We start from the raw sequence: 21,437 nt of genomic DNA, 5'->3' as shown, positions 1-21,437 counted from the left end.
TGACACGGTGATGGGCACGGCTGAGCGGCGCGATGCGCCCGAGGTGAGCGTGGCGGAGCGCCCGGCGCGTATTCCGGGCCAGACGGGTCCGGAGCGCGGGATACCGGCGCGCACGCCGGGGGGCGTGAGACCCGGGCGGCAGCAGGCGGCGTACCGGCCGCTGTGGGTGGAGGAGCCCGCCCGGCGGCGCCGGATGGCGGACCCGGTGCGTACGGCCGCGGTGCGGGCGGTGCTGATCATCGCGGTGACGCTGATCCAGGCGATGGTGGCGTTCCTGTGCACGCTGGCCGGGTCCTGGGCGGCGTTCCCGATGGTGATCAGCAGCGTGGCGAGCACGGTGGTGGCGACCTGGGCGGTGGTCGACGTCTGGGTGACCCGCCAGGTGTGGAACCAGCGGTACGGAGTGGTCTCCGAGCCGAGCAGCACGGCCCGGCAGCTCCGCCGGGAGCGCCGGGCGGCGCGGCGCCGCGAGCGCACCGCACGGCGTGACCAGGAGCGGATAGCCCGGCGGGCCGGCGCGAAGCGGCTGTCCCACCCCTGAAGTCGAGGGTGGCCCGCGCGGGCCGGGCCCGCTCACGTCGTGGCGGTCTCCACGGCCCGGCCGAGTGCGCGCCGGGCGCGGGTGAAGGGCCGGGGGCGGTCCACCGCGAGTACGGCGACGGTGGTGCCGTCGCGTTCGTAACGGGCCAGGAAGCCTCCGTCGCCCGGCCCCTCGTCGGAGAGTTCGCCCTCGGTGACGCGGACGGTGTCCCCGGCCCGGTACCGGCCCGCGAACTGGATGCGGGAGCCGTACTGGTCCGACCAGAAGTAGGGCACCGGCCGCAGGGTGGCGAGGGTGCGTCCGGCGAGCAGGTTGGTGACGGCGACGCGGGGCTGCTCGGTGGCCGAGGTCCAGTGCTCGGCGCGGACGCCACGCACGCGGGCCACATCGCCGACGGCGACCACCTGGGGCAACGCGGTCACACATCCGTCGTCGCAGAGCACGCCGTCGCCGAGGGCGAGCGTCGAGCCCGCCAGCCAGGCGGTGTTCGGGACGGCGCCGATGCCGGCGATCACGATGTCCGCGGTCAGGGTGTGGCCGTCGGCCAGCTCCACGGTCGTTGCCCACCCGGTGCGGCCGATGCTCGTCACTCCGATGCCGGTGCGGAGCCGTACGCCGCCCCGGCGGTGCAGCGTGGCGCACACAGCGGCCATTTCCGGGCCGAGTTGGGGCAGCAGGGGCAGCGGAGCGGCTTCGATCACGGTGACGTCGTGGCCGAGGGCGGCGCAGGACGCGGCGGTCTCGGCGCCGATGAAGCCGCCGCCGATCACGACGACCCGCTGTGGGGCCCCGGTGAGCCGGATGCGCAGGGTGCGGGCGTCGTCCAGGGTGCGCAGGGTGTGCACGTCGGGAGGGGCGCCGGGGAGTTGGCGGGCCGTGGCGCCGGTGGCGATGACCAGGCCGTCCGTGGCGATGGTGCGGCCGTCCTCCAGCAGTACGGTGCGGGCCCGGGTGTCGAGGCCCCGCGCGCGGACGCCGAGCAGCCACTCGGCGTCGAGTTCGGCGGTCTCCTCGGCGTCCGTCAGGGCGAGTTGGTCCTCGTCCGCCCGGCCGGAGAGGAAGTCCTTGGAGAGCGGCGGGCGGTCGTAGGGCGGGTGCGGTTCGTCGCCGACGACGACCAGCCGGCCGTCGTACCCCTGCGCGCGTAGCTCGCGTGCCGCGTACAGCCCGGCGAGGGAGGCGCCGACGATGGTCACGGTCCTCATGTGCGGTGACTCCTTGTCCCCGGGGCGCGTTCAGGCGGCGGTTCCCTCGCGCACCGTGACATGGACGTGGATCACGCCCTCGTCCACGGTGACGAGATGGGTGCGCAGGGCGTGCCGGGCCGGGGGGCAGGTCGGGGTGCCGGTGCGCAGGTCGAACGCGGCGGCGTGCAGCGGGCATTCGATCAGGCAGCCCTCCAGCCAGCCCTCGGAGAGTGAGGCGTCCTGGTGGGTGCAGGTGTCGTCGACGGCGTAGAGGGAGCCGTCGTCGGTGCGGAACACGGCGATCGGCGGGGCGGTGTCGAGCCGGACGGACTCGCCCTCGGGGAGGTCTTCGAGACGGCAGACGGGAATCACGGGTCCCCCCTCTCGGTCCGGGACGCGCGGTCCGGACCGGACAGGTGCAGACGGCAGGGATACGAGGGTGCGGCAGAGGGTCGCGGGCGGAGTGGACCGGGCAGAGTGGCCCGGGCAGGTCCAAGTGATCCGCACCCCTTCCGGGATACGGACGCTTGGGTAACATGATGTTCCGCATGGCGCACGAACATGCGCTGTGCGCAACAGAATCCGCGCGGGACGGCCGTCGCGTCAAGGGCTTCCCGCAGACGCGGCCCGAACCGGGCCGGCAGGTGGTGGGAGTCGAGCCATGAGCCGCACGCAGCAGCGGTCCGACCGCGGCGACGAGACCAGGACGAACGACGAATCCCCGGAGCGGAGCAGAGGCCGCGGCGCGGCCGGTTCCGTGCAGTCGGTGGACCGCGCCGTGAGCGTGCTGGAGATCCTCGCCCGGCACGGTGAGGCCGGCGTCACCGAGATCGCCGAGGAACTGGACGTGCACAAGTCCACCGCGTTCCGGCTGCTCGGCGTCCTGGAGAACCGGGGCCTGGTGAGCCAGGCCAGTGACCGCGGCAAGTACTTCCTGGGAGCCGGGGTGCTGCGCCTGGCCGGAGCGGCTGCGGTCCGGCTGGACATCTCCCAGGAGGGCGTCCCCGTCTGCCGCGAGGCCGCCGACGAACTCGGCGAGACGGTGAACATCGCGGTGCTGGACGACGACGCCGCCGTCAATGTCATGCAGGCCCGTGGCACCGCCTCCGTCACCGCGCAGAACTGGCTCGGCAGACGCACCCCGCTGCACGCCACCTCCAGCGGCAAGGTGCTGCTCGCGCACATGCCGTCCACGCTGCGCGAGGGCTTCCTCGCCCGGCCGCTGCCCCGGTTCACCGAGCGCACGGTCACCGGCGCGGCCCTGCTGCGGACCGAGCTGGAGTCCGTGCTGGAGCGCGGATACGCCATGACCACCGACGAGCTGGAGCTGGGTCTCGCGGCCGCGGCCGCGCCGATCCGGGCGCACGACGGCAAGGTCATCGCGGCGATCAGCGTCTCCGGGCCGGTGTACCGGCTGGGCCCGGAGCGGCTGTCGGTGGTGGCGAAGCGGATGGTGGCGGCGGGCGAGGAGCTGTCCCGGCGCATGGGCTACGGCGTCTGACGGAGGGCCGGACGGACGTTCGGCGGGCCCGGCCACCAGGGTGATCACGGCGCGGCACCAGGGAGTTCCCGGTGCCGCGCCGCCGTGTGCAGGGGGTTCGACTCCCCGTGTGTCCGGGCGGTTTCAACGCCCCGGACTCGTCTTGCCAGAGGTTGACGCGCACCTCTTGACGGTGCTGTCACGGCGTTCTCACTATGTTCCTCACCACGCAACCCGTCGTGCAGTGCGCAACAGCAGAGGAGCTTGTCGTGCCACACGAGGTCCGTGCCGTAGTCGCCATGAAGCGCGGGGCGCCCGTCGAGCCGCGGACGGTCGTCGTCCCCGATCCGGGTCCGGGTGAGGTGCTGGTCGACGTCCGCGCGTGCGGGGTCTGCCATACGGGCCTGCACTACCGGGAGGGCGCGATCACGGACGACTTCCCGTTCCTGCTGGGCCACGAGGCGGCCGGGACGGTGGCGGCGGTGGGCGCGGGGGTGGAGGATCTGCGGCCGGGCGACTACGTCGTCCTGGCCTGGCGGGCGCCGTGCGGCAGGTGCCGTTCCTGTCGCCGGGGCCGGCCCTGGTACTGCTTCGACTCCCGCAACGCCGCCCAGCCGATGACCCTGACCGACGGCACCCCGCTCACCGCCGCCCTGGGCATCGGGGCGTTCGCCGAGAAGACGCTGGTCGCGGCGGGCCAGGCGGTGAAGGTCGACCCGGCGGCCAGACCCGAGGCCGCCGGGCTCATCGGCTGCGGGGTGATGGCCGGTTACGGCGCCGCGGTCAACACCGGCGGGGTCGGCCGGGGCGACTCGGTGGCCGTCATCGGCTGCGGCGGCGTCGGTGCCGCAGCCGTCGCCGGTGCCTGTCTGAACGGCGCGATGAAGGTCATCGCCGTCGACATCGACGACCGCAAGCTGGACCAGGCGGAGCGGTTAGGCGCCACGCACACCGTCAACTCCCGTGGCACCGACCCCGTCAAGGCGGTACGCGAACTCACCGGCGGCTTCGGCGTCGACCTGGCCATCGACGCGGTGGGCCGCCCGGAGACCTTCACCCAGGCCTTCTACATGCGTGACCACGCCGGACTCCTGGTCCAGGTCGGCATGCCCGAGCCCGGCCTGAAGGTCGAACTCCCCCTCATCGACGTGTTCTCGCGGGGCGGCGCGATCAAGTCCTCCTGGTACGGCGACTGCCTGCCGAGCCGCGACTTCCCGTTCCTCATCGACCAGTACCTCTACGGCCTGCTCGACCTCGGCGCCTTCGTGTCGGAGACCGTCGCGCTCGACGAGGTCGAGGAGGCGTTCGGCAGGATGCGGCGCGGCGAGGTGCTGCGCTCGGTCGTCGTCCTCTGACCCGAGGCGCCCCGACTCCCGTCCCCCACCCCCGCACAAGGAGGGGCATGTCCGCCACGCCCGAAGACCGTCCGCATCCGCCCCCCGAGACCTCCCCCCGCGTCGTCGTCATCGGCGCCGGAATCGTCGGCTGCTCCCTCGCCGACGAGCTGACCGCGCGCGGCTGGACGGACGTCACCGTCCTCGAACAGGGCCCGCTGCCCGCCCCCGGCGGCTCCACCTCGCACGCGCCGGGGCTCGTCTTCCGGACCAGTCCGTCGAAGACGCTGACCGAGTTCGCCCGCTACACCGTGGAGAAGTTCGGCTCGCTCAGCCACGACGGCGTCCCCTGCTTCGAGCCGGTCGGCGGCCTGGAGCTGGCCACCACCCCGGAACGCCTCGCCGACCTGCACCGCAGGGCCGGGCTCGCCGCGGCCTGGGGCGTGCGCGGCGAGGTGGTGAACACCGCGCGCTGCAAGGAACTCTGGCCGCTGCTCGACGACTCGGTGGTGCTGGGCGGCTTCCACACGCCCGGGGACGGGCTGGCCCGCGCCCTGCCCGCCTGCCGTGCCCAGCTCGACCGGGCCACCGCGCGCGGCGCCCGATTCCTGGACCGGCACACCGTCACCGGCATCGAGCGGGCGGACGGCCGGGTCACCGGCGTCGTCACCGACCGGGGCGTCTTCCCGGCCGACCACGTCGTCTCGGCGGCCGGCTTCTGGGGGCCGGTGATCGGCCGGATGGCCGGGGTCGACGTGCCGTTGCAGCCGCTGGCGCACCAGTACGCGCGGACCCGGCCGCTGCCCGAGCTGAGCGGGGCACACGCGGAGGCGACCCTGCCCATCCTCCGCTTCCAGGACGCCGACCTGTACTTCCGGGAGCACCACGACCGGATCGGCATCGGCTCGTACGCGCACCGGCCCTTGCCCGTTGACCCGTTCGGTGTGCCGAGGTACGAGGAGGCACGCGCGCGGGGGATGGAGATGCCGTCCTCGTACCCCTTCACCGAGGAGGACTGGGCGCCGAGTTGGGCGGATGCCCGGCGGCTGGTGCCGGCGTTGCGCGGGGCGGAGGTGGAGAGCGGGTTCAACGGGGTGTTCTCGTTCACCCCGGACGGCATGCCGGTGCTCGGACAGGCCCGTGAACTGCGCGGTTTCTGGCTGGCCGAGGCGGTGTGGGTCACCCACTCCGCGGGGGTTGCCAGGGCGGTGGCCGAATGGATGGTCGACGGCCGGCCGTCGATCGACGTGCACGACTGCGACGTCACGCGATTCGAGGACGCACAGCGTTCACCCGCGTACGTCCGTGAACGCGGTTCGCAGCAGTTCGTCGAGGTGTACGACGTCACCCACCCCCTCCAGCCGATGGAGCGGCCGCGCCCGCTGCGCGTCAGCCCCTTTCACGCCCGGCAGGAGCAGCTCGGCGCCTTCTTCCTGGAGGGCGGCGGCTGGGAGCGCCCGCACTGGTACGAGGCGAACGCCCCGCTGGTGGCGGACCTGGGCCCGCTGCCGGAGCGGGACCCCTGGTCGGCCCGCTACTGGTCCCCCATCGCCGCCGCCGAGGCCCGCGCGACCCGCGAGGGCGTCGCCCTGTACGACATGACCCCACTGCGCCGCCTGGAGGTCACCGGCCCCGGCGCCCTCGGCTTCCTCGATCGCATGACCACCAACAGGCTCCGCAAGAAGCCGGGCGCGGTCACCTACACCCTCCTCCTGGACGAGACCGGCGGCATCCGCTCCGACCTCACCGTGGCCCGCCTGGCCGAGGACCACTTCCAGGTCGGCGCCAACTCCCCCGCCGACCTCGACCATCTGCTCCGGCACGCCCCCGCCGGAGTCCAGATCAGGGACATCACCTCCGGCACCTGCTGCATCGGCGTCTGGGGTCCGCTGGCCCGGGACCTGGTGCAGCCGCTGACCGGGGACGACTTCTCCCACGAGGGCTTCGGCTACTTCCGGGCCCGCCGGGCCCACATCGGCCATGTCCCGGTCACCGCCATGCGGCTCAGTTATGTCGGCGAGCTGGGCTGGGAGCTGTACACCACCGCCGACCTTGGCCTCAGGCTCTGGGACACGCTGTGGGAGGCGGGCCGGGAGCTGGGGGTGATCGCGGCCGGACGGTCGGCGTTCAACTCGCTCCGGCTGGAGAAGGGCTACCGCGCCTGGGGCACCGACATGACGGCCGAGCACACCCCGGCCGAGGCGGGCGTCGGCTTCGCCGTCCGGATGGACAAGGGCGACTTCGCCGGCCGCGACGCCCTGCGCGACCGCCCCGAGCCCACCCGCCGACTCACCCCACTGCTGCTGGACGACCCGGCCGCCGTGGTACTCGGCAGGGAACCGGTGTCGGTGGACGGCACGACGGCGGGCTACGTGACCAGCGCGGCCTACGGCTACACGCTGGGCCGGTGCGTCACCTACGCGTGGCTCCCGGCGGGCCTCACCCCCGGCATCGGCGTGCACATCGAGTACTTCGGCGAGAAGGTCCCCGCGACCGTCGCCGAGGAGCCGCTGTTCGACCCGGAGATGACCCGCATCCGCCGCTGACGGCCGGCCCGGCACGACCCCAGGAGGTCCGCAGAAGTGTCCCCCACCTACGACGTGATCGTCATCGGCCTAGGCGGCATGGGCAGCGCCGCCGCCCACCAGCTCTCCGCACGCGGCGCCCGGGTGCTCGGCCTGGAGAAGTTCGGCCCGGTGCACGACCGGGGCTCCAGCCACGGCGGCTCCCGCATCACCCGGCAGTCCTACTTCGAGGACCCGGCGTACGTGCCGCTGCTGCTGAGGGCCTACGAGCTGTACGAGGAGCTGGAGCGGGCCACCGGCCGGGACGTCGCCATCCTGTGCGGCGGCGCGATGGTCGGCCGGCCGGACTCCCGTACCGTCTCCGGCTCGCTGCGCTCGGCCACCGAGTGGGACCTGCCCCACGAGATGCTGGACGCCAAGGAGATCCGGCGCCGCTTCCCCACCCTGACCCCGGCCGACGACGAGGTGGCCCTGTTCGAGGCGAAGGCGGGCCTGCTGCGCCCGGAGAACATGGTCGCCGCGCACCTGCAGTCGGCCACCCGGCGGGGTGCGGAGCTGCGGTTCGAGGAGCCGGTGGTGCGCTGGGAGCCGTACCGGGACGGGGTGCGCGTGCACACCGGCGAGAGCACGTACACGGCCGGGCAGTTGGTGATCTGTCCCGGGGCCTGGGCGCCCCGGCTCCTCGCGGACATCGGCGTGCCGATCACCGTGGAGCGGCAGGTCATGTACTGGTTCCAGCCGTCGGGCGGCACCGGGCCGTTCGAGCCGGAGCGCCATCCCGTCTACATCTGGGAGGACGCGGACGGCGTCCAGGTGTACGGCTTCCCCGCCATCGACGGACCCGGGAAGGGCGCCAAGGTCGCCTTCTTCCGCAAGGGGCAGGCCACCACGCCGGAGACCATCGACCGGACGGTGCACGCGCACGAGGTCCGGGCCATGGCGGACCAGATGTCCGCGCTGATCCCGGACCTGCCCGGCACCTTCCTGAGGGCCGCCACCTGCATGTACTCCAACACCCCGGACGAGCACTTCGTGATCGCCCGGCACCCCGCGCACCCGGAGTCGGTCACGGTGGCCTGCGGTTTCTCCGGGCACGGCTTCAAGTTCGTCCCGGTCGTCGGCGAGATCCTGGCCGACCTCGCGCTGACCGGTTCCACCGCGCACCCGACCGGCCTGTTCGACCCCGCCCGCCTCACCGCCCCGGCCGCCCGAGGAGCCCAGCCATGACGACGACCCCGGTCTCCCCCAGCCTGATCGCCACTCTCCCCGGCCGCTACTACACCGACCCCGAGGTCTTCCGGCGCGAGCAGGAGGCGTTGCTGGAGTCGATGTGGTTCTGCGCCGTGCGCAGCGCGGACCTGGACCGGCCCGGCGCCTTCCGGACGGTCCAGGCCGGCCGGGAGAGCGTGCTGATCACCCGCGACCGCACCGGCGCCCTGCGGGCCTTCCTCAACGTCTGCCGCCACCGGGGGGCCCGGCTGTGCACCGAGGAGTCCGGCGCGGTCCGCCGCAGTCTGCGATGCCCGTACCACGCCTGGACGTACGGGCTCGACGGCAGGCTGGTCGCCGCGCCCGACCTGACGAAGATGCCGGACGTGGACCGGGACCGGTACGGGCTGATCAAGGTCGCCCTGCGCGAATGGCTGGGCTACGCCTGGGTGTGCCTGGCCGACGAACCGCCCTCCTTCGAGGAGACGGTGACGCACGCGGCCGTGGAGCGGCTGGGCGACCCGGCGGCCATCGAGCACTACGGCACCGAGCACCTGGCTCTCGGCAGGCGGGTCACCTACGACGTGCGGGCCAACTGGAAGCTGATCGTCGAGAACTTCATGGAGTGCTACCACTGCGCCACGATCCACCCCGAACTCACCGAGGTGCTCCCGGAGTTCGCGGACGGCTACGCGGCCCAGTACTACGTGGGCCACGGCGCGGAGTTCGGCGCGGGGGTGGAGGGGTTCACGGTGGACGGCAGCGCGGGCTTCGGCCGGCTTCCGGAGGTGGCCGAGGAGCAGGACCGGCGCTACTACGCCATCACGGTCCGGCCCAACGTCTTCGTCAACCTCGTACCCGACCACGTCATCCTGCACCGGATGTTCCCGCTGGCCGAGGACCGCACGGTGGTGGAGTGCGACTGGCTGTACGCGCCCGAGGTGGTGGCGTCCGGGGCCGATGTGTCGAAGTCGGCTGAGCTGTTCCACCGGGTCAACGTGCAGGACTTCGAGGCGTGCGAGCGCACCCAGCCCGCCATGTCCTCGCGCGCCTATCGCGGGGGCGGGGTGCTGGTGCCGACCGAGCACCACATCGGGGCGTTCCACACCTGGCTGCTGCGGATGCTGGGCGAAGAGGCTCCGTGAGCGCCGATCCGGGGTAGGACACGGCCGCTCCCGTTTCCCTCTGCCCCCAGGAGTCACACCGATGACCAAGGCAGCACCGCCGTCAGGTACGCACGGGCACGACGACAGCGAACTCGCGGAGTTCGGGTACCGGCCCGAACTCAAGCGCACGCTGGGCAACTTCCACACCTTCGCCGCCGGGATCAGCTACATCTCGATCCTGACCGGCACCTTCCAGTTGTTCTACTTCGGCTACGGCAGCGGCGGCCCCGCCTACTGGTGGTCGTGGCCGATGGTGTTCGTGGGCCAGTTCGCGGTGGCCCTCTGTTTCGCGGAGCTGGCGGCCCGCCATCCGGTGGCGGGCTCGGTCTACAACTGGTCGAAGCGGATCGGCAATCCGCACCTCGGCTGGCTGGCCGGGTGGATGATGCTGATCGCGTCCATCGTGTCGATCGCGGCGGTGGCGCTCGCCTACCAGCTCACGCTGCCGCAGATATCGTCCGCCTTCCAGTTCGTCGGGGACGGCACCGGCACCTACGACGTGGCGACCAACGCGGTGGTGCTGGCGACCGTGTTGATCCTGTTCACCACGCTGGTCAACGCCTTCGGGGTGAAGCTGATGGCCACGATCAACACGGCGGGGGTGTTCATCGAGCTGGTCGCCAGTGTGGTGCTGATCGTCATGCTGGCCGTCCACATCACCCGTGGCCCGCAGGTCGTGGTGGAGACCAACGGCACCGGCGCGGGCCACGGCGCCGGTTACCTCGGCGCGTTCATGGTGGCATCACTGGCGTCGGCGTACGTGATGTACGGCTTCGACACCGCCGCCTCGCTCGGCGAGGAGTCGCTGAACCCGTCCCGGAACGCGCCCCGCGCCATCCTGCGGGCGATCATCGCCTCGTTCGTGCTGGGCGGCCTGGTGCTGCTGCTGGCGCTGATGAGCGTCTCCAGCCTCAAGGGCGACAAGCTGTCCACGGACGGCCTCCAGTACGTGGTGCTGGACGTGCTCGGTCCGACGGCCGGCAAGGGGATGCTGTGGTGCGTGCTGATCGCGGTCACCGTGTGCGCGCTGGCCGTGCACACGGCGGCGATCCGGCTGGCGTTCGCCATGGCGCGGGACAACAACCTGCCCGCGTCGTCGCTGCTGGCCCGCGTGAGCCCGCGGTTCCGGACCCCGGTGGTGCCCGCGGTGGTGATCGGGGTGCTGGCGCTGGCGATCCTGGTGGTCAACATCCGCCAGCCGCAGATCTTCACCGTGGTCACCAGCATCGGCATCATCATGATTTACCTGGCCTACCTGGGCGTGACCGCGCCGATGCTGGTGGCGCGACTGCGCGGCCGGTGGACCCCGGCCGGGGAGGGCCGGTTCTCGCTCGGCCGCTGGGGGCTCGTCGTCAACGTGGTCGCGGTGGTGTGGGGCGCGGGGATGACACTCAACCTGATCTGGCCGCGCCCGGCGGTCTACAACGCGAGCGCGCCCTACCACTGGTATCTGCGGTGGGGAGCGGTGCTGTTCGTCGCGATGATCGCGGGGGGCGGCTTCGCCTACTACTGGTTCGTCCAGCGCCACCGCACCGGGGTGCTGGCCGAACACCGCCTGGAGACACCTGTGTCCGCTCCCACGTCCGACTGAACAGGGGCCCGGGGAACTGCGCGACCGACCCCCACCGGCCCGCAGCTCCCCACCCCCCTAGACCCCCTGGGACACGCCCGCCGACGGCCGCTTGTACATCCTCGTCGCGGTGATCTCACTCCGCACCGCCTCCCCGTCCTGCCGCTGCTGCGGCAGACCCGGCCGGAGGTGCTCCTCCACGCTGATGTACTTCAGCCCGGCCCGGAGGTCGGCGTCGTTGCGCAGCCGGATGACCAGCGGGAACTCGGCCAGCGCGGTGGTGTCGAACAGGCCGGTGGTGTACAGCAGTTGGACGCCCAGCGCGTCGGACACGGCCCGCTGGAGCTCCAGCAGATACGTCGCGTTGGCGCGGCCGATGGGGTTGTCCAGGAACAGCGTGCCCGCGTGCCGGTGCTTGTCGCGGCCCCGGTCGTTGGAGCGCAGGGCGGCCATCGTGCAGTACAGCGCGATGGCGGCGGTGAGCAACTGGCCGCCGGAGAACACGTCGCCCATCTGGCCGACGGGGACCCGCTCGGCGCGCAGCACCGCGTCCGGCTTGAGGATCTCCACCGCGACGCCCCTGGGCTGGAGCGCCGCCGCGACCCCGCGCAGCAGCAGGGACATGCCGTCCCGGCGCAGGTCGGAGTTCTTCTTGACGGCGGCACGGGTGGCCTCGTCGATGACCTCGCCGAGGCGCTCGGTGAGCGTGGCCTGGTCGGGCTCCTCGAAGCGGATGCGGAGGAACTCCTGCCCGGACCACTCGCCGAGCCCCTCGGGCAGCCGGGAGAGCCGCTGGGCGGAGCGGAGGGTGGCGAGGGAGGACTCGACCAGGCCCCGCAGCCGGTCCACGATCGAGTCGCGGTTGCGCTCCAACTGGGCCAGCTCGTCGGTGAGGACGCGCAGCCGCGGCGCGAAGGCGTCGGCCCACTTCTGGGCGTGCTCGGGCAGCGCGGCGGCGGGCAGTTCGCGGATCTGCTGCCGGGCCGGGGTGCGGACCTGCTCGTAGCGGGTGGAGTTGGCGTGCCGGACCAGGATGTCGCTCGCCTCGCGGACGGCGGTGTCGGCGGCGGAGAGGTCGGCGGCGCAGCCGCGCAGCGAGCGGCGGGCCTCGGCGGCGGACTGCCGGGCCTCCTCCAGGGTGCCGGGGTAGGGCTCCGCGTCCTCCCGCTCGTCCTCGGCTGCCGGTTCACGCAGCAGGTCGCGGAGCATCGCCGCGATCTCGTCGAAGCCGCCCGCGCCGTCCTCGGCGGTGCGGTGGGCCTGCTGGAGCTCGGCGTGCGCGTCGCGAGCCTCGGTCAACGCCTCGGTGCGGGTGGCGAGTTCGGTGGTGGCGGTGCGCAGCAGGGCCTGGGCGTGCTCCGCGTCACGCGGCTGGAGGTCCTCGGGCAGCTCGGTGTGGGCGCCGCCGTCCTCGGGGGCGTGCCGCTCGGCCTCGCCGCGCAGCCGGCCGAGCTGCTCGCTCGCCGTCGACACGCGGGTCTCCAGCAGTTGCACCAGTTCCTCGGCGCGGGCGGCGGCCGCCTGCCGGGAGGGGCCGTCCGAGCCGTCGGGCGACTGGAGGAGTTGTTCGGCGCGGGTGCGGACCTTGTTGCTGAGCCGGTCCAGATCGGCACGGGCGGCGCTCTCGTCGCTCTCCGCGCGGGCCTGTTCGGCGCGCAGGTCGGCGCCGACGCCGACCTTCTCGTACAACTGGGACGCGGCACGGTACGCCTCGCGGAGCGCGGGCAGGGACACCTTCGGGGCCCCGTCCTCGGCCTCGGGCACGTCGTCCGGGGCGCCCGCGATCTCGGCGCGCTCGGCGCGCAGGGCGCGGGCGGTGCGGCGGGCGTCGTCGGCGCCGCGCTGGGTGGCACGCCGGTCCTCGTCGGCGGCGCGGGCCCGCTCCAGGCAGGACTGGGTACGGGCCTCGGACTCGGCGGCGTCGTCGGCCAGTTCGCGGAGCTTGACCTGCCAGGTGGCGCGTTCGCGCAGCCGGTGCGCGAGTCCGGCGAGGGCGTCGGCGACCCGGCTGGCGCGCTGGGCGGCCTCCTGGCGTTCGTCGCGCAGCCGGGTGGCCTCGGCGGCGGTCTCCTCGGCCTCGGCGCGGGCGGTGCGGGCCTCGGTGAGTTCGGCCTCGGTCTCCTCGGCGAAGGCGCGGGCCTCCTCGGCGCCGGCGGCGAGTTCGACGATCCGGCCGGCGGGGCAGCCGGTGCGCCAGGAAGCGAGCCGGGCGGCGAGTTCGCGGTCCTTGCCGAGGCGGGCGGCGAGCGCCCGGATCTCGTCGTCGCGTTCGGTGGCCCGTGCGCGCAGGGCCTGGCGTTCCTCGTCGGCGGCGTGTTCGTCGTGCATGGCCGGGTTCGGCGGCACGAGGAAGACGTCGGTGGGCTGCGTCTCGGCGGCGGGGGCCGGGGCGAGGAGGGCGGCGGCGGTGCCGACGGCGACGGCGGAGCGGGGCAGCAGGGCCGCCTCGCCCAGGGCCTCGCGGGCGCGGGCGTGGGTGTCCGGGTCGGTGATGATCACACCGTCGACCAGCTCGGGGCGGGTGGCGAGCACGCGCGCGTGGTCGGCGGGGTCGACGGCCTGGGCGAGGTAGCGCCAGCCGGGCAGCGCGGGGATGCCGTGCTCGCCCAGGTACTCCACGGTGGCCAGCACATCGGGGCCGGGCGGCAGCAGGCCGCCGTCGCCGAGCGCGGAGAGGATGCGGGTGTCGTCGGCGGCGGCGGTGCGCAGGTCGAACAGGGTGCGCTCGGCGGCGGACACGGCGTCGTCCAGGAGGCCGCGCAACTCGTCGGCGAAGCGGTCCAGCTCCTCGGCGGTGAGCGGACTCTCGGCGGCCCTGTCACGTACGGGCTCACCGGCGTCGGAGCCGTCGCGGGGGGCGGGGACGGCAGAGCGCGCGGAACCGGCGGCGGGCAGGCTGAGCAGCTCCGCGAGGCGCTCCTCGGCGGCCAGCGCCTCCGCGAGCCGGCGCTCGGCCTCGTGGGCGCGCTCGGCGGCCGTGGCGGCGTCGGCCGCGCGGGCGGCGGTGAGTTCGGCGCGGGACTCGGCGGCGGCCGTCTCGCGGGCGTGCTCGACGGCCGCGCGGGCCGCCTCGCGGGCGGTGTCCCAGGCGGCGACGGCCGTCTTCTCGGCGTCGCTGGCGGCGAGCGCGGCCCGTGCGGGGTCGGCGTCGGGGGCGCTGTCGTCCAGCCAGCCCGCGCGCACCGCCTCGGCCGTCTCCTGCTCGACCTCGGTGAGGCGCTGGCGCAGGTGCCCGATCTCGCTGCGGGCCCGCTGGGCGTCGGTGGCGGCGGCGGTGGAGTCGCGGTACGCGGCGTCGCTGACATCCTGGAGGGCGGCGGAGCGCTCCTCCTCCTCGTTGGCGAGCGCCTCGGCGTTCTCGGCGGCCGCGTGCAGGGCGCGTACGAGGGCGACGGCGGCCTTGGCGCGGGCGGCGAGCGCGGGCGCCGCATCCCGCTCGGCCTCCTGGATGGCGGCCGACACGCGGGCCACCCGGTCGGCGGCGGCGCGGTGGCGCAGCACGGCCTCGGCGGCCTGCCAGGCGGAGTACAGGGTGCGGGCGTCGGCCAGCTCGCGCTTCTGCGCGGCGGCGGCCTTCTCGGCGGCGGCCAGCGCCAGGGAGGCGTGCCGGTAGGCGAGTTCGGCCGCGATCAGCGAGCTGCGCTCGCGGGCGCCCTCGGCGTGGGTGACGGCGTCGGCGGCAGCCGTGACCCGCTGGGCGAGGTCGGTGGCACGGACCCGCTCGCGCACGGCCCGCGCGGACAGCCGCCGGGCCAGGGTGCGGGTGCGGCGCTCGGCGCCGGTGTGCACTTCCCGCGCGCGGGCGCGGGCGTCGGCGGCCTCGACGATGCGGCCGAGCAGGTCGACCGAGCCCGCGGTGAAGTCGCGTTCGGCGATGAGTTCGCCGCGGCGGCCGAGCTTGTTGCCGAACCCGCTGACGAGGTCCGCGAGACCGTCGGTGTCGCGGGTGTCGGTGACGGCGCGCAGCAGCAGGTCGGTGAAGTCGGAGTCCTTCTTGACCGCGAAGAGGCCGGCCGCCTCGCCCTCGTCGGCGTTCATCTCGCGCTGGTAGCGGAAGAGTTCGGGGTCCAGGCCCAGGTCGCCGAGGTGCTCGGTCCAGCGCTCGTGGGTCTCCTCCCAGTGCGCCTCCAGGTGCGGGTAGTTCTTGCCCGCCTCGGTGAGGGCGTCCCGGAAGCCCTTCATGGTGCGCCGGCGCCCCTGCGCCCCGGAGGCGCCCTCCACCAGCGGCCGTACGGCGGTGGACTCCGCGACCGGGAGATTGTCCAGGCTCAGACCGGGACCGGGCCGGAACGAGTACCAGGCTTCGGCGAACTTGCGCGGGTCGTTGGAGACCTGGCGGCCGCGCCACTCGCTGACCTTGCCGACGACCACGCACTCGCCGGTCTGCACATGCTGCCACTCCAGCGCGACGTGCCCGCAGTCGTCGGCGAGCAGGAACTTGCGCAGCACGCCGGAGCTGGCGCCGCCCAGGGTGTTGCGGTGGCCGGGCAGCATCACCGAGAAGATCAGCTTGAGCAGGACGGACTTGCCGCCGCCGTTCTCCAGGAACAGCACTCCGGCCGGCGCGGGGCGGCGCGGCGGGCCGACCGGCTCCTCCTCGAAGAACTCCGCCTGCGTGGGCGCCGGGTCGGGCACGGGGGCGCCCACGCCGCGCATGTCGAGCACGGTGTCGGCGTAGCGCGCGCCGGCGGGCCCGATGGAGTAGAGGCGGACGCGGGACAGCTCGTACATGGCGGACTCTCGTCGTAAGTCTTCGAAAAGGTGCGGTGGTTCGGGGAGCGGGTCAGGAGTGGAAGGGCAGTCCGGCGTCGGCCACCAGGTCCAGGTCGTCGGTGTCCTCGGCGGGCAGCAGGCTGGCGGTGCCGCCGGTCTCGGTCACCACGCCCAGCTCCAGCAGTTCGCTGAGCGCGGCACCGCCCGCCATGTCCCGCACCTGGAGCTGGTAGCGGGCGGTGGTGCGGTAGGTGCCGCCATGGTCGTCGCCGGTGCGCTGGAGGAACCCGGAGTCGGTGAGGAAGCCGAGCGCCTTGGCGACGATGCCGGTGGTGGAGGCGGCCGGGCGCCGGGCGTCCTTGGTGGCGCCGGTGGCGCTGCGCCGGGCCCAGATCCGCCAGGCGGCCTCCAGGCCGGGGGCGTCGGTCACCGGGTCGGTGTTCTCCCCGGACTGCTCGGCCCGCTCCTCCAGCCGGCGGCACGCCTGCCGTACGAAGGCGTCCACGCCGTTGACCGTGACGCGCCCGATGTAGGAGTCGTCGGCCAGGTCCTCGGGCCGGGGGAACGCCAGCGCGGCCACGGCCAGGTGGGCCAGGCCGTGCAGGAACCGGTCGGCGGAGTCGGCGGTGGTACGGCGGGCGTAATCGCCCATCCGCACGGCGAACACCGAGTCCTCGGCGGCCGTCACGGCCATCCCGGCCCGCGGCGACACCTCCAGCACGACGAGCCCCAGCCCGGTCGCCACGGCATCGGCCAAGCGGGCGAAGGAACCGTCCTCCCGGTACCGCCGCAACAGCTCGGTGTACTCCTGGTCCCGCGCGGGCTGCAACTTCGGCTGAAGCCCGAACGCGACCAGCCGGGCCGCGTCGGCGGCGTCGGCAGGGGTGACGGCCGGCGGCGGCGCCGGCGCTTCGACGTCACTCCACTCGACGTGCTCGGTCACGGTCGGATCTCCTCGGGCATCTTGAAAACAGGGGTGCGGGTGACTTCGTCAGGGGCGCGGGGCCGTGTTCGATCACGCGGCTCGGCCGCGTGGGCGCGACAAGCCACGACGGCGGGAAAGCCACTCATCCCGCCACCGCCCGATCGCTGGCCATCCCCACCGCGTCCAACAAGGCGGTCCCGACGATGAGATCGGCCCCGCCGAAGTCGGGATCGTCCAACTCCGTACCGTCATCGACAGCGAACAACAACTTCGCCTCCCCCTGCCGATAAGCGGTCCCCACAGCGGGACTGGCCGCATGAATGGCCATCAGCGCGACCAGATACGCCAGCTCGAACCCCTCGGCCGCCCGAGCCTCGGCCAGCAGCCCCGACAACCGCCGCGGAGCATCCGCGGGCAGATCCAGCAGAGCGCGAGCCGCAGCGACCTGCTCCTCCGAGAACCGACTGTCGTCCGGAGTGGCGATGAGATCCGGTTCCGGCATCTCCGCCCCGAGATGCTCCCGCTCGACCGGCGGCGTGAGCAGGATGTCGACCAGATCCCCCACCCGCACCGACACCGGCGTACGCAACCCCACCCCACTGGCGAAGAACGCGTCGGTGACCCGGATCGCCTGCTGAAGCGGCAACGGCAAGGTGGGCGCGACCAGGTGCCCGTAGAGGTCCATCCCGGCCGTACCCGTAGGCGTGGCGAACGCCTGCCGGTCCTGCTCCGCACGGAACAGCGGCCCCGCCTCCAGCAGCCGGGACTGGAGCTGGGTGTGCCGCCGGATGCAGTCCTTGACGATGTCGACCAGCTCGGCCGCGCGCCGCTTGTGCTCCGGCTCCTCCGTCTCGTCGCGGGCCTTGCGGATGTTGGTGAGGATCGCGTTCTCGTGGCGGTAGCGGTCGGCCACGTGGTCCAGCGCCTCGGCGATCATGTCGGGCACGGAGTTGAGCCAGTCGACCGCGCGGACGTTGCGCCGGGTGGCGTCCAGGGCGCGCCGCAGGGTCTCGGAGTACTGCACGGTGCGGTAGCGGGCCTGCTCGGCGGCGAGCTGGGCGTCGGCCAGCCTGCCCCGGTTGATCAGCACCTCCAGCTTGACCTCGGCGGCGATCTGGGCGCTGGTGACGTCGGTGTCGAGGGCGCCGACGAGGACGTTGACGGCTTCGTCGGTGGTCCGCAGGTACACCGTGCCGCCGGGGCCGGGGACCTCTTCGATGAGCTTGAAGTCGTAGTCTCGGCGGACATAGGTGCCGTCGGAGGCGAAGGTGCCGTACACCGCGCGGAAGCCGCGGTCGGCGCTGCCGACGTTGATCAGGTTCTCCAGCACCCAGCGGGCCACGCGCTCGTGCTCGGCGGTGGTGCGGTGGGGGGCCTGGGCGGCGATGCGCGGGACGAGGCGGGCGACGATCTGCTCGTGGTCGGCGCCCGTGTCGAAGTCCATGTTGAGCGTGACGAGGTCGATGGCGGCGAGCGCCACCTCGGCCATGCCGTACGTCGAGTACTCACCGGCCAGGTTGGCCTTGCGGGCGTCCAGGTCGTGCAGCGGGGCCGTGCAGGCGAGCGCGCGCAGCCGCCGCGCCAGCCCCTCGTCGGCGGCCGGGCCCGGCGCGGGGCGCGGCGCCGCGCTGAGCTGGGGCGGAACGCTGTCCGTCGGTGCAGGCGAAGTCACGGTGCACAGATTAGGTCCTCGGTCCGACAACAACCCAAACGGTGCGGAAGCGACGGGCGTCACAGTGGCGTGAGAGACCCTTCACCGGGGCCGCAACACCCGTCGCCTCACTGCTCGTCGACCCGGCGGCGGTAGACCTCCAGCACCCGTTCGAGCGAGTCCGCGAGATAGGTCGACAGCAGTTCCTCCGCCCCGGCCCGGTTCCCGGTGCGCAGGGCGTCGAGGATCTGGCGGTTGCGGGCGAGGTAGGGCTCGTGGAGGCGGCGCGGGTGGTCCACGTGGTGGAAGGCGAGCCGGAGTTCGGCGAAGACGCTGCGCATCAGCTCGTCGGTGCGTTCGCTGCGGGCCAGCGCGACCAGTTCCCGGTGGAAGTGGAAGTTGGCCGTCCCCAGCGATTTCCAGTCACTTTCCCGCGCCGCCGACTCCCCCTCGGCGACCGCCCCGGCGAGCCCGTCGAGGGCGTACGGGGGCGCGCCGAGGCCGCGTACGACGGCGCACTCGACGAGGGCGCGGGTGCGGTAGATGTCCTCCACGTCCGCGACGCTCAGCACCCGGACGAAGACGCCCCGGTTGAGTTCGTGGACGAGCAGCCGTTCATGGGTGAGCAGCCGGAACGCCTCGCGCAGGGTGTTGCGGGAGACCCCGAGGGCGCCGCCGATGCTGTCCTCCGACAGCCGGGCGCCTGGCGGGAAGTAGCCCTCCGCGATCCGGCTCCGGAGGATGTCGGAGACGCGTTCGGCGGTGCTGGTCCGCCCCAGGAGGGCGCGGTCGTCGGCCAGTTGACCCAACTGCTCTGCCATGCCCGGAATTCAACCGCAGAGCCGGGGCCGAGACAATGTACCCATTGAAGGATCGTTGAACGATCCTCTACGGTGCTCCGCACGGCCCTCCCCCACGAGGCCCGCCTCCGCACGACCCCGCACTGCTCACCGACCCGCACCCCCTCACGCTTCTGCGAGGTGCCGCCCATGAGCACGACTCCCCCATCCGAGCTGACCGTCGTCCCGGACCAGGCCGCCCACGAGGAAGGCCCGTTGGGCTGGTTCCGCGCCCTCGGCCCGCGCGGCCGCCGCGCCTTCGCCGGGGCCTTCGGGGGCTACGCCCTCGACTCCTACGACTACTTCACGCTGCCGCTGACCATGGTCGCGCTGGCCGCGTACTTCGACCTGGACAGCGGCCAGACCGGGCTGTTCACCACGGTCACGCTGGTGGTGTCCGCCGTCGGCGGCGCCCTGGCGGGCATGGTCGCGGACCGGATCGGCCGGGTCCGGGCGCTGATGATCACCGTCGTCACCTACGCGGTGCTCACGGTGGCCTGTGGCTTCGCCCCGAACTACGAGACCCTGCTCCTCTTCCGCGCCCTCCAGGGGCTCGGTTTCGGCGGTGAGTGGGCGGTCGGGGCGATCCTGGTCGCCGAGTACGCGAGCGCGCGGCACCGGGGGCGCACCCTCGGCGTGGTGCAGAGTTCCTGGGCGGTCGGCTGGGGTCTGGCCGCGGTCGTCTACACGCTGGTGTTCTCCTTCGTCGGGGAGGACCTGGCCTGGCGGGTGCTGTTCTGGACCGGCGCGCTGCCCGCGCTGCTGGTGGTGTGGCTGCGCCGCCGGGTGCACGACGCGCCGCAGGCCGCGGCGGCCCGTGAACACAGCCCGGAGCGCGGCTCGTTCGCGGCCATCTTCCGGCCGGGCACGGCCGAGGAGCCGGGCCTGCTGCGCATCACCCTCTTCGCCGGTCTGCTGTCGACCGGCGTGCAGGGCGGCTACTACACGCTGGCCACCTGGGTGCCGACGTACCTGAAGACCGAGCGCGGCCTGTCCGTCGTCGGCACCGGCGGCTATCTGGCGTTGCTGATCTCCGGGGCCTTCCTCGGCTATCTGACCGGCGGCCACCTCACCGACCGGCTGGGCCGGCGCCGCACCATCTGGCTGTTCGCGCTGCTGTCGGCGGTCTGTGTGCTGGCGTACGCGAACATCCCGCCCGGCGCGGACACCCTGCTGCTGGTGCTGGGCTTCCCGCTCGGCTTCTGCATGTCGGCCATCTTCAGCGGCTTCGGCTCCTACCTGAGCGAGCTGTACCCGACGCCGGTGCGGGGTACGGGACAGGGCTTCACGTACAACACCGGGCGGGCGGTGGGCGCGCTCTTCCCGACCCTGGTGGGCTTCCTGGCCGACAGTTGGGGCGTCGGCGGCGCGCTGGCGTTCGGCGCGGCGGGCTACGGGCTGGCGGCGCTGGCACTGTTCGGGCTGCCGGAGACGCGCGGGCGGGAGCTGGCATGACGCGCCCCGACCTGACCGGCGACCGCCCGGTGGCCCTGGCCGAGACCGGCGCCCCCGACTGGAGCCCCCGGACCGCGCGGGCCCGCTTCCGGGCGGGCCTGACCGGCCCCACGGCGGGTGTCGCCGCGGGCCACACGCAGGCCAACCTGATCGCGGTGCCCGCCGACTGGGCCTACGAGATGCTGCTGTTCTGCCAGCGCAACCCCCGACCCTGCCCGGTGCTGGACGTGACGGACACGGGGGCGGTCACCACCGTCCTCGCGCCGGGCGCGGACCTGCGCACCGATCTCCCGCGCTACCGGGTGTGGCGGGACGGCGAGCTGGTGGCCGAGCCGTCCGACGCGCGGGAGTACTGGCGGGACGACCTGGTGGCGTTCCTGCTGGGGTGCAGCTTCACCTTCGAGTGGGCGCTGGCCGAAGCCGGCGTGCCGATCCGCCACGTCGAGCAGGGCCGCAATGTGCCGATGTACGTGACCGACCGGCAGTGCCGTCCGGCGGGGCGGCTGCGCGGGCCGATGGTGGTGTCGATGCGCCCGGTGCCCCCGGAGCATCTGCGGGCCGCGATCCGGGAGAGCGGGCTGCTCCCGGCCGTGCACGGCGGCCCGGTGCACTGCGGTGACCCGGCCGCCCTCGGCATAGCGGACCTGGCCGGGCCCGACTTCGGCGACCCGGTGGCGATGGCGCCGGACGACATCCCGGTGTTCTGGGCGTGCGGGGTGACCCCGCAGGCGGCGGTGATGGCGTCCCGGCCGCCGTTCGCCCTCACGCACGCGCCGGGGCAGATGTTCCTGACCGACGCCCGCGACGAGCAGTACCGCGTGGTCGGCGTCGACTGATGCGCG

The 21,437-nt window shown here is 73.5% G+C and carries 15 protein-coding genes; 9 read left to right on the top strand and 6 right to left on the bottom strand.

What is annotated here, in order from left to right; all coding sequences use genetic code 11:
* Positions 1–10 precede the first annotated feature (10 nt).
* Entirely contained in the window at positions 11–541 is a 531-nt protein-coding gene (locus OG448_RS25895; RefSeq protein ID WP_405557277.1) for a hypothetical protein, read from the top strand.
* Between the two features lie 32 nt (positions 542–573).
* On the opposite strand, the gene OG448_RS25890 is transcribed toward OG448_RS25895, so the two are convergent.
* Entirely contained in the window at positions 574–1,746 is a 1,173-nt protein-coding gene (locus tag OG448_RS25890) for an NAD(P)/FAD-dependent oxidoreductase (RefSeq protein WP_405557275.1), read from the bottom strand.
* Between the two features lie 30 nt (positions 1,747–1,776).
* A complete protein-coding gene (locus tag OG448_RS25885) occupies positions 1,777–2,100 on the bottom strand; it encodes a bifunctional 3-phenylpropionate/cinnamic acid dioxygenase ferredoxin subunit (RefSeq protein ID WP_405557273.1) in 324 nt (107 codons plus the stop codon).
* Between the two features lie 385 nt (positions 2,101–2,485).
* Between OG448_RS25885 and OG448_RS25880 the strand changes: the two genes are divergently transcribed.
* The 6 genes from OG448_RS25880 (at position 2,486) to OG448_RS25855 (ending at position 11,033) form a co-directional block, all read left to right on the top strand.
* A complete protein-coding gene (locus tag OG448_RS25880; RefSeq protein ID WP_405558957.1) occupies positions 2,486–3,229 on the top strand; it encodes an IclR family transcriptional regulator in 744 nt (247 codons plus the stop codon).
* Positions 3,230–3,477: 248 nt separating this feature from the next.
* A complete protein-coding gene (locus OG448_RS25875; RefSeq protein ID WP_405557271.1) occupies positions 3,478–4,563 on the top strand; it encodes an S-(hydroxymethyl)mycothiol dehydrogenase in 1,086 nt (361 codons plus the stop codon).
* 47 nt (positions 4,564–4,610) lie between these two features.
* Positions 4,611–7,088: an FAD-dependent oxidoreductase gene (locus OG448_RS25870; RefSeq protein WP_405557269.1), complete on the top strand. Its 2,478-nt coding sequence runs from the start codon at positions 4,611–4,613 to the stop codon at positions 7,086–7,088.
* 36 nt (positions 7,089–7,124) lie between these two features.
* Positions 7,125–8,294, top strand: coding sequence for an N-methyl-L-tryptophan oxidase (gene solA, locus OG448_RS25865; protein ID WP_405557268.1), 1,170 nt, complete (start codon positions 7,125–7,127; stop codon positions 8,292–8,294).
* Positions 8,291–9,421, top strand: coding sequence for an aromatic ring-hydroxylating dioxygenase subunit alpha (locus OG448_RS25860; RefSeq protein ID WP_405557266.1), 1,131 nt, complete (start codon positions 8,291–8,293; stop codon positions 9,419–9,421). Before solA ends, OG448_RS25860 begins: the two co-directional genes overlap by 4 nt.
* Positions 9,422–9,482: 61 nt before the next feature.
* Positions 9,483–11,033: an APC family permease gene (locus OG448_RS25855; protein WP_405557264.1), complete on the top strand. Its 1,551-nt coding sequence runs from the start codon at positions 9,483–9,485 to the stop codon at positions 11,031–11,033.
* 57 nt (positions 11,034–11,090) lie between these two features.
* Here the strand turns inward: OG448_RS25855 and OG448_RS25850 are convergent, their stop codons facing one another.
* The 4 genes from OG448_RS25850 to OG448_RS25835 form a co-directional block, all read right to left on the bottom strand.
* On the bottom strand, positions 11,091–15,743 hold the full coding sequence (locus OG448_RS25850; RefSeq protein WP_405557263.1) for a hypothetical protein: 4,653 nt from the start codon (positions 15,741–15,743) through the stop codon (positions 11,091–11,093).
* Positions 15,744–15,795: 52 nt separating this feature from the next.
* Positions 15,796–16,668 (bottom strand): hypothetical protein, encoded by an 873-nt coding sequence (locus tag OG448_RS25845; RefSeq protein ID WP_405557261.1) that lies wholly within the window; start codon positions 16,666–16,668, stop codon positions 15,796–15,798.
* Between the two features lie 124 nt (positions 16,669–16,792).
* A complete protein-coding gene (locus OG448_RS25840; protein WP_405557259.1) occupies positions 16,793–18,322 on the bottom strand; it encodes a hypothetical protein in 1,530 nt (509 codons plus the stop codon).
* Positions 18,323–18,429: 107 nt separating this feature from the next.
* A complete protein-coding gene (locus tag OG448_RS25835; RefSeq protein ID WP_405557258.1) occupies positions 18,430–19,122 on the bottom strand; it encodes a GntR family transcriptional regulator in 693 nt (230 codons plus the stop codon).
* A gap of 168 nt (positions 19,123–19,290) precedes the next feature.
* Between OG448_RS25835 and OG448_RS25830 the strand changes: the two genes are divergently transcribed.
* Both OG448_RS25830 and OG448_RS25825 read left to right on the top strand, forming a co-directional pair.
* A complete protein-coding gene (locus OG448_RS25830; RefSeq protein ID WP_405557256.1) occupies positions 19,291–20,595 on the top strand; it encodes an MFS transporter in 1,305 nt (434 codons plus the stop codon).
* Entirely contained in the window at positions 20,592–21,431 is an 840-nt protein-coding gene (locus OG448_RS25825) for a putative hydro-lyase (RefSeq protein WP_405557254.1), read from the top strand. Before OG448_RS25830 ends, OG448_RS25825 begins: the two co-directional genes overlap by 4 nt.
* Positions 21,432–21,437: the final 6 nt, after the last annotated feature.

The organism is Streptomyces sp. NBC_01171 (assembly GCF_045039805.1).
Classification (GTDB): Bacteria; Actinomycetota; Actinomycetes; order Streptomycetales; family Streptomycetaceae; genus Streptomyces.
The sequence above is the reverse complement of the archived record's forward strand: the minus strand, read 5'-3'. Positions and strand labels throughout refer to the sequence as shown.

Bases quoted from the DNA above. Each gene is read 5' to 3' on its own strand.
- OG448_RS25870 (WP_405557269.1), top strand. From the start codon at position 4,611: ATGTCCGCCACGCCCGAAGACCGTCCGCATCCGCCCCCCGAGACCTCC.
- OG448_RS25890 (WP_405557275.1), bottom strand. From the start codon at position 1,746: ATGAGGACCGTGACCATCGTCGGCGCCTCCCTCGCCGGGCTGTACGCG.
- OG448_RS25825 (WP_405557254.1), top strand. From the start codon at position 20,592: ATGACGCGCCCCGACCTGACCGGCGACCGCCCGGTGGCCCTGGCCGAG.
- OG448_RS25830 (WP_405557256.1), top strand. From the start codon at position 19,291: ATGAGCACGACTCCCCCATCCGAGCTGACCGTCGTCCCGGACCAGGCC.
- OG448_RS25835 (WP_405557258.1), bottom strand. From the start codon at position 19,122: ATGGCAGAGCAGTTGGGTCAACTGGCCGACGACCGCGCCCTCCTGGGG.
- OG448_RS25895 (WP_405557277.1), top strand. From the start codon at position 11: ATGGGCACGGCTGAGCGGCGCGATGCGCCCGAGGTGAGCGTGGCGGAG.
- OG448_RS25860 (WP_405557266.1), top strand. From the start codon at position 8,291: ATGACGACGACCCCGGTCTCCCCCAGCCTGATCGCCACTCTCCCCGGC.
- OG448_RS25850 (WP_405557263.1), bottom strand. From the start codon at position 15,743: ATGTACGAGCTGTCCCGCGTCCGCCTCTACTCCATCGGGCCCGCCGGC.
- OG448_RS25855 (WP_405557264.1), top strand. From the start codon at position 9,483: ATGACCAAGGCAGCACCGCCGTCAGGTACGCACGGGCACGACGACAGC.